Source organism: Arthrobacter sp. UYEF3, assembly GCF_040546245.1.
In the GTDB taxonomy this organism is placed as follows: Bacteria; Actinomycetota; Actinomycetes; order Actinomycetales; family Micrococcaceae; genus Arthrobacter.
Genome location: NZ_JBEPNK010000004.1, coordinates 216,512 through 225,990, shown reverse-complemented (window position 1 = coordinate 225,990; position 9,479 = coordinate 216,512). Strand labels below are relative to the sequence as shown.

At 67.6% G+C, this 9,479-nt stretch carries 10 protein-coding genes; 4 read left to right on the top strand and 6 right to left on the bottom strand.

Annotated features, from left to right (window positions below; genetic code table 11):
* Positions 1-205 (top strand): hypothetical protein (locus tag ABIB14_RS04755; RefSeq protein WP_354234414.1); only part of this gene is annotated, 205 nt, incomplete at its 5' end.
* Between the two features lie 217 nt (positions 206-422).
* Here ABIB14_RS04755 and tyrS read toward each other — a convergent pair.
* From tyrS to ABIB14_RS04740, 3 genes are all read right to left on the bottom strand, one after another.
* Positions 423-1,736 (bottom strand): tyrosine--tRNA ligase, encoded by a 1,314-nt coding sequence (gene tyrS, locus ABIB14_RS04750; protein ID WP_354234412.1) that lies wholly within the window; start codon positions 1,734-1,736, stop codon positions 423-425.
* A 37-nt stretch (positions 1,737-1,773) separates the two neighbouring features.
* The gene (locus tag ABIB14_RS04745; RefSeq protein ID WP_354234410.1) at positions 1,774-4,002 is read right to left on the bottom strand and encodes a HelD family protein; all 2,229 of its coding nucleotides are present in this window, start codon (positions 4,000-4,002) and stop codon (positions 1,774-1,776) included.
* 166 nt (positions 4,003-4,168) lie between these two features.
* On the bottom strand, positions 4,169-4,690 hold the full coding sequence (locus ABIB14_RS04740; protein WP_354234448.1) for an adenine phosphoribosyltransferase: 522 nt from the start codon (positions 4,688-4,690) through the stop codon (positions 4,169-4,171).
* 378 nt (positions 4,691-5,068) lie between these two features.
* Between ABIB14_RS04740 and ABIB14_RS04735 the strand changes: the two genes are divergently transcribed.
* Positions 5,069-5,233 (top strand): hypothetical protein, encoded by a 165-nt coding sequence (locus ABIB14_RS04735; protein WP_354234408.1) that lies wholly within the window; start codon positions 5,069-5,071, stop codon positions 5,231-5,233.
* On the opposite strand, the gene ABIB14_RS04730 is transcribed toward ABIB14_RS04735, so the two are convergent.
* On the bottom strand, positions 5,203-5,844 hold the full coding sequence (locus ABIB14_RS04730; protein ID WP_354234406.1) for a DNA-3-methyladenine glycosylase: 642 nt from the start codon (positions 5,842-5,844) through the stop codon (positions 5,203-5,205). The two genes, ABIB14_RS04735 and ABIB14_RS04730, sit on opposite strands and share 31 nt — an antisense overlap.
* Positions 5,845-5,947: 103 nt before the next feature.
* On the opposite strand from ABIB14_RS04730, the gene ABIB14_RS04725 reads away from it, so the two are divergent.
* Together ABIB14_RS04725 and ABIB14_RS04720 are read left to right on the top strand one after the other, a co-directional pair.
* Complete coding sequence (locus ABIB14_RS04725) at positions 5,948-7,549, top strand: DNA-3-methyladenine glycosylase 2 family protein (protein WP_354234404.1); 1,602 nt, start codon at positions 5,948-5,950, stop codon at positions 7,547-7,549.
* Positions 7,546-8,061, top strand: coding sequence for a methylated-DNA--[protein]-cysteine S-methyltransferase (locus ABIB14_RS04720; protein WP_354234402.1), 516 nt, complete (start codon positions 7,546-7,548; stop codon positions 8,059-8,061). The genes ABIB14_RS04725 and ABIB14_RS04720 overlap by 4 nt, the downstream gene beginning before the upstream one ends.
* Positions 8,062-8,099: 38 nt before the next feature.
* Here the strand turns inward: ABIB14_RS04720 and ABIB14_RS04715 are convergent, their stop codons facing one another.
* Both ABIB14_RS04715 and ABIB14_RS04710 read right to left on the bottom strand, forming a co-directional pair.
* Positions 8,100-8,840, bottom strand: a complete 741-nt coding sequence (locus ABIB14_RS04715) for a maleylpyruvate isomerase family mycothiol-dependent enzyme (protein ID WP_354234400.1) — start codon at positions 8,838-8,840, stop codon at positions 8,100-8,102.
* A 55-nt stretch (positions 8,841-8,895) separates the two neighbouring features.
* Positions 8,896-9,417, bottom strand: coding sequence for a pyridoxine/pyridoxamine 5'-phosphate oxidase (locus ABIB14_RS04710; protein ID WP_354234398.1), 522 nt, complete (start codon positions 9,415-9,417; stop codon positions 8,896-8,898).
* Positions 9,418-9,479 lie beyond the last annotated feature (62 nt).

The window sequence follows — 9,479 nt, the reverse complement described above, 5'->3', positions numbered from 1 at the left end:
CGGGGTGGCACAGTCCGGCACAATCAACCAATTCAATACAATAAATTGGTATCAACAAACTTGGCACACTATTGAGTTCTCAAACAACAGACACATTCGAATACTTATCGAAACAATTCACTCGGTGAATTCTATTGTTTCGCTTTCCTTCGCTGCGATGTTTACAGCTTATTCCATTCATATTCACTTTGCAAATCCGGGATAATCTCGCGGAGTTCGCATTGTGGAAAGAATCCGCCCAGCAAAAGGTGAAGCATTTTCTTATCTGCGCAATGCAGAAATCAAATCGCTTCTCTATTTAGTGGGGGTTGGCCGCCACTCTTCCGTGGCGACTCAGAAGACACTACACGCTCCTCCCCGGCCGCGCAAATCAGCCGGGAAGGATGGTGCAGATAACCCTTTGGGACCTGGAACGCCGGCTGCTAGGCCGTCGAGACGTCCACCGTCGCCAGGTTCTTCTTGCCCCGGCGCAGCAGCAGGTACCGTCCGTGCAGCAGCTGGCTGGACTCAATGACAGCCTCCGGATCGCCGACCTTGGTGTTGTTCACGTAGGCCCCGCCCTCCCCTACCGTGCGACGGGCCGCAGACTTGCTCTCGGACAGCCCGGTGGCGACGAGCAGGTCGATGATGCCAAGCGAGCCGGCGTCGACTTTGGCGGTCGGCAGTTCAGCGGTGGCCGCCTTGAGCGTGGCCTCGTCCAGGGCTGACAGGTCTCCGCCCCCAAACACGGCGGCCGAGGCTGCGATGACCTTCTCGGTGGCTTCCGCGCCGTGCACCAGCGAGGTGACTTCGTAGGCGAGTTTCCGTTGGCCTTCACGGGCGAACGGGCGTTCCGCGACCGAGGCTTCAAGGGTATCGATCTCGGCGCGGCTGAGGAACGTGAATACCTTGAGCCGGGCGGCAACGTCCGCGTCGGTGGTGTTCAGCCAGAACTGGTAGAAGGCGTAGGGACTGCACATGTCGGCGTCCAACCAGATCGCGTTGCCCTCGCTCTTGCCGAACTTGGTGCCGTCCGAATTTGTGATCAGCGGCGTGCCCAGGGCATTAACATGTTTGCCCTCAACCTTGCGGATCAGGTCGGTGCCGCTGGTGAGGTTACCCCACTGGTCCGAACCGCCGGTCTGCAGCACACAGCCGTAGTCGCGGAACAGTTGGAGGTAATCCATGCCCTGCAGGATCTGGTAGCTGAACTCGGTGTAGCTGATGCCCTCGTCGGAATTCAGCCGGTTGGCAACGATGTCCTTCTTGATCATGGTGCCGACGCGGAAGTGTTTTCCGATCCCGCGCAGGAAATCGATGGCACTCAGCGGCGCCGTCCAATCGAGGTTGTTGACCATCCGGGCAGCGTTGTCTCCCTCGAAGCTGAGGAAGCGCTGAACCTGCCCCTGCAATTTGCCGACCCATTCCGCCACGGTCTCCGGGGTGTTGAGGACCCGTTCGGCGGTCTGGCGGGGATCGCCGATTAGCCCGGTAGAGCCTCCCACCAGTCCCAACGGCTTGTGCCCGGCCAGCTGGAGCCGGCGCATCAGGAGCAGTTGCACCAGGTTGCCCAGGTGCAGGCTCGGCGCAGTGGGGTCGAAGCCGCAGTAGTACGTTGCGGGGGCGCCGGCGAGCAGTTTCTCCAGCTCCGCCTCGTCCGTGGAAACGTGAACGAGACCGCGCCATTTCAGCTCCTGCCAGATGTTGGCGAAGCTGGGGTCGTTCTGCTGGGACTGAAGATCATTTAGCTGGGACACGGAATCTAAGTTAGCAGGATCGGCGCCGCCGGACGGCTTACTCCTCGATGCCTGCCGGCACGACGGCGCCCGCGATGAGGCGCAGGCGCCGGGTGGGACGGGTCATCGCCACGTACAGGTCCCCCACCCTGCCGTGCTCATGGTTGAGCATGGCCGACGGTTCCAGCACAACGACGCCGTCGAATTCCAGCCCCTTGGCCTCACGGGGGCTGATCACGACGACGTCCTGTTCGTAGCTGCCGGCACCGGTGCCGACGCGGCGGCCGTAGGCGCCGCGCAGCGCGGCGGTGGCCTCCGGCAGCAGTGCGCCGTCGGCGATCACCGCCAGAAGACCGCCGTCGAGCAGGTCCAGTTCCTCGGGGATGATCTCCAGGAGCCGGCCGACGATTGCGCCCGGTTCGACCCGGTCGACCACCGGCGACCAGCGTCCTTCCCGGACGGCCTTGGGCGCGGAGACGACGAGTCCGGCGGCATTGGCCATCCGGGCGGCAGCCTCGGCGATCTGCGACGGGGTGCGGTAATTGACGGTAAGTTCCTCCAGTTGCCAGCGGTCGCCGAACATCGGAGCCAGGGCGCTTTGCCAGGAATTCGCGCCGGCCACCGAACTCGTCTGGGCGATATCGCCGACAATCGTGAAGGACTTCAACGGGCAGCGGCGCACCAGCAGCCGCCACTGCATCGGCGAGAGCTCCTGTGCCTCGTCCACCACAATGTGACCGAAGGCCCAGGTGCGGTCGGTCGTGGCACGCTCCGCAGCGGTCAGCCGCGCCTCCCGTTCCTGGTTTTGGTCCACCAGTTCCTCGGCCGAGATCAGGACATCCACCCCGGCCGTTTCCATGTTGACCAGGGTCTGCTTAGCGTTCGCCAGATCCCGGGCACGGTCATGCTCCTGCTGGGCGAGTCCCCGGCCGGCGGCCGGATCCAGTTCGCCGAGCAGTTCGGCGGCCTCGTCCAGCAGCGGCACGTCGGCTTCGGTCCACGGTGATCCGGCCGGCCGGAGCAGCAGGGCCCGTTCGGCCGGACTCAGGTTCGGGGTGCAGGCCTCGAGGATGGCCGGCTTGCTCAGCAGCTCCCCGATCAGCTTTTCCGGGGTCATCGGCATCCAGCACAAGTTCAGTGCCACGCGGACGTCCCGCGACGAGCGCACGTCCTCGGCGAGGTAGGAGCGGTCTGCGTTGTTGCCGATGCTGGCGGCCTCGACCAGTTCGGTCATCTGCTCGGTCAGTTCGCGCAGCAGGATCTTGACGAAGGAAACCCTCGCCTCGTTGTGCGGCTTCCCGGCGGCTCTTGCCCGGTCCCGGGCGCGGCGGACCTGCCGCGGTGTCAGCACAAGTTTGCGGCCGTCCACATCGAGGATCCGGTTTTCGGCGGGGACCCGCTGACGGTTGGCGACGGCGTTTGCCACTACCTCCGCCATGTCGAGCCGGCCCTTGACGGCCGCGACGTCCGAATCGGCCTCGGCGACGGCGTGAATGCCGGGCATCAAGCGGCCCACGCTGGCCATCACCACGCCGGTCTCGCCCAGGGACGGCAACACCCGCTCGATGTAGTTCATAAACGACGACGACGGCCCCACCAGCAGCACACCGGCGGTCTTAAGCCGGTCCCGGTGTGTGTAGAGCAGGTAGGCGGCACGGTGCAGGGCGACGGCGGTCTTACCGGTGCCGGGGCCGCCCTGGACCACGAGAGCGCCGGACATGGGGGAACGGATGATCCGGTCCTGTTCTGACTGGATGGTGCCGACGATGTCGGACATCCGGCCCGTGCGCTTGGAGTTCAAGGCCGCGAGCAGCGCGCCCTCGCCCTGCAAGGAGTCGTTGTCGGCCAGCAGGTCGGCGTCGAGCACGTCGTCCTCGATCGCCTTGACCTCGCGGCCCTGCAGGATCAGGTGGCGGCGGCGGCGCACGCCCTGCCGGTCGAAGGCCGTGGCCTGGTAGAAGTGTCCGGCCTCGGGCGCCCGCCAGTCCACCATCAGCCGTTGCAGGTCCTCGGTGGTGAGGCCAATGCGGCCGATGTACTGGGCCTCCCCGGAGTCCAGGTCGAGTCGTCCGAACACGAGGCGGTCGTCAACGGCGTCGAGCTGGGCGAGGCGGTCCTCGTAGAGGGCTGCGAACGCGTCCCTCTCGGAAACGTTCTGCATGGTGCCCACGGCGCCGGCACGGCGGACCTGGGCTAGCTGGGCGCGCTTTTCTCCCCGCAGCTCATCCAACCGGGCATAAAGTCCGGCTACATAGTCGCGTTCATGGGCCAAATCAGCGTCGTGCATCGAACGTTCCCCTATCGAAAAAGACAGACCCACCATTCTACAACCATTTTGGCCGCGAGTCCCGAAAGATGTCATATTTCTTCCGCTCTGCACTGGCCGGGCATTTTCCAGGCAGTCTACCTAGGCGGCCGCCAGCGTCCAGCCTCCGGTCCAGCCACCGGTCCGGCTAGAGGTTCAGGAGGGAGTGGATCCGGTGACCGTCCAGGGCTGCGCGGCCGTTCAGATCGCCGATTTCCAGCACCACGCCGATGCCGGTGACCTCGACGCCGCAGCGTTCAAAGAGCCGGGCGGTGGCACCAAGGGTGCCGCCGGTAGCGAGGACGTCGTCGAGGATGAGCACCAGGGTCCCCGGTGCCAGGTCCGCGCTGTGCAGCTCAAGTGTGGCCGTGCCGTACTCCAGCGAGTAGTCCTCCGAGATCACCTCACGGGGCAGCTTGCCGGCCTTGCGCACGGTGACGACGCCGGTGTCGGTGGCGTAGGCCGCCGCGGCGGCAAGCAGGAAGCCACGCGCTTCCACGCCGGCTACGGCGTCGAAGCTGCCCCGGAACGGCCTCACCAGCGCATCGACCACGGCTTTGAATGCGGCGCCGCCCGCAAATACCGGGGTCAGGTCCTTGAAGACAATGCCCGGCTTGGGATAGTCCACAACTGTGGCACAGAGGCTGCTGATCAGTTCGTCCACCGGCAGGGCGGCACCGGCTGGGGCAAAACCGACCGGGGAGGTGTTGATCGGGGAGGTTTCGTCGGGGTGCGGGTCGCTTTGATTCACCCGTCCACCCTACGCCGGGCGGCCAAACCGGGGTCCGCCGGCGGGGTCAGCCGGCCGGTCACCGGTGCGTTGCCAGCTGTTCATGGACGCGGGCCCGTTTTTCCGTTTCACATGACCCGCGGTGGTGATTCAATACTGCAAGACAGCACGAAATTGCCCTGTCCGGACACGGCGTTTGCGCCATCCCGCTCTGGCCGCAGCCCGCTACGGCGCTCTTCGATTTTGTGGATCCCCGGATGTGGGCCGGCATGGCCGCCACCCGGCCGCGCCCGAGCGCCTGGGCGCACACTTCGAGTGGTGCTGTGCGCGCATCGGAACCCGCCGGACGGCGGGCGCTCGAACACCGCCGTCTTCTCGATCCCGGCCGAGGAATGGCCCCGGGCGCGGGACGGGCTGGAGAACCGGCTTGCCCCGTTTGCGATTCCTGACAGCTACGCCGTCCACACCTTCGCCGCCCGGTAGCGGGAGACTGTCGGGTCGCCGCTGATCCAGAAGCGCCACGGGTACTCGTGGGTGCCGCCGGCACCGGAGACGCCCACCCTTGGCCCCGAACTGATGTCGGACACCGGGGCCGCGGGCAGCTCGAGCCGGAACGGGGCGCCCAGAGCGTCACGGCCGCTGTCCGCCGTCGTCAGTCCCAGCGCGGTGGCGAAGCGGGCGGGGCCGCTGGCCAGGTCCTTTGCGGCTTTCGACGTCGGCCGGCGCGCGAGCGCCAGTTCCTCTCCGGCGACAACTTCGCCGGCGCGCAGCAAGAGCGCGGACGCCACCCCCTCCGGGCCGCAGACAATGTTGGCGCAGTGGTGCATGCCGTAGGTGAAGTAAACGTACAGGTGCCCCGCGGGCCCGAACATCGGGGCGTTCCGCCGCGTCGGGCCGCGGAACGTGTGCGAGCCTGGATCCGGGTGGAGCGAGTCCACGGGCCCAAGGTAGGCCTCCACCTCGGTGATCCGTACCGCCACCGTCCCGCCGTGGCTTTCGTGGGCGAGCACCGCGCCGAGCAGCAGCGGGGCCACGGTGCGGGCGTCGGCGGAGAGCAGCCCGCGCACGGCATCGGGTGTGCGGCGGGAGTCCATACTCCGACCTTAACAAACCCGCAACACCCCTGCTGACCGCCCCTTCACGGCAGTGTCCGATTTCCGCTAGCAGTGGTCTGCCGGAAGCTGGCAGGATGGAGCTATGGACTTTTGGCAGCGCTACCGGGCAATCGATGCCCGGGACACCCGTTTCGACGGGCAGTTCTACACCGCTGTCCGCACCACCGGCATCTATTGCCGGCCCTCCTGCCCGGCCCGTACGCCCAAGGCCGGCAACGTCACTTTCTATGAAACGTCAGCCGCCGCGCACGACGCGGGCTACCGGGCGTGCAAGCGCTGCCTGCCCGAAGCTGTGCCGGGTACCCCGGCATGGAATGTCCGCTCGGACATCGCGGGCCGGGCCATGCGGCTGATCAACGACGGCGTGATCAACCGCGACGGCGTGGAAGGGCTCGCAGCGCGGCTGGGTTACTCCTCGCGCCAGCTCAACCGGATCCTCAGCCACGAACTGGGCGCCGGTCCGCTCTCCCTGGCACGGGCCAGCCGGGCCCAGACCGCGCGGACGCTGCTGGTTTCCACCTCGATGAAGGCAGCCGACGTCGCATTCGCCTCGGGATTCAGCAGCGTCCGGCAGTTCAACGGGACCATCACCGAAGTCTTCGCCATGACCCCCTCAGCGCTGCGGGCCGCGGGCCGGCATCACCATGCCTCGGCCCGGACCGCTGTGGCCGCCACGGCCCTGACGTTGAACCTGCCGTACCGGGAGCCGTTCGACCCGGGTGTGTTCGACTTCCTGGCCGTCCGCGCGATCCCGGGCATCGAGGAGGGAAGCTCCGCCTCCTATGCCCGGACCCTGCGGCTGACCCACGGGGACGCGCGCTTCCGGGTGGACTACGACGCCGACGCGCCGCGGCGGGAGCTGACGCTGACGGTCGGAGCCGTGGACCTGCGGGACCTGTCCTCGCTGCTGAGCCGGGTGCGCCGCCTGCTGGACCTCGACGCCGACCCGGTCGCCATCGACGCCTCGCTCGGGGACGATCCCCGGCTGGCGTCCGGTGTTGCGGCCGCACCAGGGATCCGGATGCCGGGGGCGGTGGACCCGCAGGAATTGCTGATCCGTGCCATGATCGGCCAGCAGATCACCGTGGCGGCGGCGAGGACGGCCCTGGTCCAGTTGTCCGAGTCCGGCAGCGACAGCCTGGTCCCGGCGGACGGTTTACAGCGGGTCTTTCCGTCGGCGGCCGAGATCGCGGACACGGGTTACCAATTGCTCCGCGGACCCCAGCGCCGCATCGACGCCATCCGCGGTGCGGCCGCGGCGATGGCCGCCGGCGGCCTGGATTTCGGCTACGGAGATGACCTGGCCGGTCTGCAGGCCAAACTGCTGCCGCTGCCCGGCGTCGGGCCCTGGACCGTAGGGTACCTGGCGATGCGCCTGATCGGCGCCCCGGACGTGTTCCTGGCCAACGACGCCGCCGTCCGGAACGGCATCCGTGCGCTGGCGCAGCCCCCGGTTGGAGCCGCCGAGGTCGCCGACGCCCCAACCGCGGGGCCGCTCTCCCCGGACTCCCGCTCCCCCGATTTCCGGGAGGTCAGCCCCTGGCGTTCCTACGCCACCATGCACCTCTGGCGCGCGGCCGCTGCGGCCCAGTCAGCGGCGCGGACCAAATCAGCACGGATTAAGTCAGCACGCACCAAATCAGTCGGCACCCGGACAACAGCCTCGAAGAAAGTGTCGCCATGAAAGCCCAGCTCTTGACCATGTCCACCCCGGATGGCCCGTTTACCATCATCGCCCGGGACGGCGCCGTCCTGGCCTCCGGCTGGACCGCCGTGCCCGGCGACCTCACCGGACAAATCCACTCCGAACTGCTGCCCGGCGGCTTTGAAACGGTTCCCGACCTGGCTGACATCTCCGCCGCCGTCGAGGAGTTCTACGCGGGTAACCCGGGAGCCGCCATGGAAGTGGCGGTCCTGCAGAAATCCGGCCCCTTCCGCAGCCATGCCTGGGACATGCTCCGCACCGTGGCACCCGGCCACCCGGTGACGTATACCGAATACGCGGAGCTGTCCGGCAACGCAAAGGCTGTCCGGGCGGCGGCCAGCGCCTGCGCCTTCAACGCGGCCGCCCTGTTTGTGCCGTGCCACCGTGTGATCCGCACCGACGGGAGCCTGGGTGGCTTCCGCTGGGGACTCGCCATCAAGGAAAGCCTGCTGGACCGCGAACGGGAACTGGCCCTGGCCGCACCGGCCTAATTTGTCCGGCCTAATTTGTCCGGCCTAATTTGTCCGGCCTAATTTGCCACCGGGACGCCCGCGGGCCACGGCAGCAGCGCAGGCAGTTCGACGCCGTCGGCCGCGGCTGTCGCGCGCAGGCTCCCCAGGGTGGGGGTGCGCCCGGCCAGCCACGCGGCGATGTCGGTCAGCATGCCATTGATCGCCGTCGAGTGTCCGCCCGCAGCGCCGATCGCGAGCGACGGAAGGCCGAGCGGCTGGAGCACGAACCGCTCCCCCTCCGGCACCCGCGCGGACAGGAAATCGACGAGGTACTCGCAGAACGGCCGGCTCCAGGTTTCCGGGCCGCGGCCGGTCCCGAGGTCCGTCGCGTGGATGGTGAGTTCGCGCCAGAGCGCCAGGCCGCCGTCGAACACGACGCCGCCGCGGTAGCTGATCGGTTTCCGCCAGCCTGCCGTATCCAGGGAACCGAAGGCCGTGAGCGCCCGGTCCACGGCGGCGGCCAGGGCGTCCCGGTGCTGCTCGATGCCGTGGCCGGCCGAGAGTTCGATGGCCCGGTTGCGCCCCTCAACGCCGCCGTCGTAGAGCTCGATGGTCTCACCGCGGCTGGCGTACTCGAACTGGCGGGCCATCGCGTTGCCGATTCCAACCAGGTGGGCCAGGACGTGGCCGCGGGTCCAGCCGGGAAGCTCCGAGGCGGCCGCGACGTCCTGGTCGGTGAGTTTCGCGGCGATGCCGCCCACGACGCCGGCGGCACGGCGGAGCTCGACCAGCAGGTTTTCGGAAGTGATTGAGGTCATGCCGCCCATCCTAATACGAGCCGCCTGACGTGCCTGGACTACCGGGCTGGGCTGTTCAGCGCGGGCCGTAGCGGTGCCGGATGTGCCGGCGGTCTTGCCGTGCTTGCCAGAATTCGAGCTCCCTGGGCCGCACGGCGTAGAGCTGCCAGCCGGGGTTCTGGCTGCCGTCGGCGCCCGGCCGGGCGTCCCAGTCGGCTGCGGATGCCTCCGCCGAGAGCGCCACGACATCCCCGGCCACGCGGACCTGCCGGCCCTGCTGCTGCCAGAAGAAATTCAGCGCCGCGTGCGGGTTGGCGCCAAGTTCCCGCCCCTTGCGCGAGTTCCGCGACGTCGCGAAGTGCCAGCCGTCGTCGTCGATGTCCTTGAGGATCAGCATCCGCGAGGACGGCCGCCCGATTTCGTCAGCCGTGGCCACGCTGCACGCGTTCGGCTGCGGCACCCCGGCCGCGAGGGCCTCGGCGAACCACTGCCGGAACAGCTCCACGGGATCGGCGGGGGCCAGCTCAGGGTCGAAGTCCGGCAGTTCGTCGGGGAAATCGGGCAGGCTGCCCAGGAGAATGCGGAAGGATTCGCTCATCCACCCAGCTTAAACGCCGAGAGATGACACTTCACGGCAGTGTTTGTGAAAAACATTGCCGC

Excerpts from the sequence above, each read along its gene's own strand:
- ABIB14_RS04745 (WP_354234410.1), bottom strand. The coding sequence starts at position 4,002 with ATGCACGACGCTGATTTGGCCCATGAACGCGACTATGTAGCCGGACTT.
- ABIB14_RS04730 (WP_354234406.1), bottom strand. The coding sequence starts at position 5,844 with ATGGACTCCCGCCGCACACCCGATGCCGTGCGCGGGCTGCTCTCCGCC.
- ABIB14_RS04725 (WP_354234404.1), top strand. The coding sequence starts at position 5,948 with ATGGACTTTTGGCAGCGCTACCGGGCAATCGATGCCCGGGACACCCGT.
- ABIB14_RS04720 (WP_354234402.1), top strand. The coding sequence starts at position 7,546 with ATGAAAGCCCAGCTCTTGACCATGTCCACCCCGGATGGCCCGTTTACC.
- ABIB14_RS04715 (WP_354234400.1), bottom strand. The coding sequence starts at position 8,840 with ATGACCTCAATCACTTCCGAAAACCTGCTGGTCGAGCTCCGCCGTGCC.
- ABIB14_RS04710 (WP_354234398.1), bottom strand. The coding sequence starts at position 9,417 with ATGAGCGAATCCTTCCGCATTCTCCTGGGCAGCCTGCCCGATTTCCCC.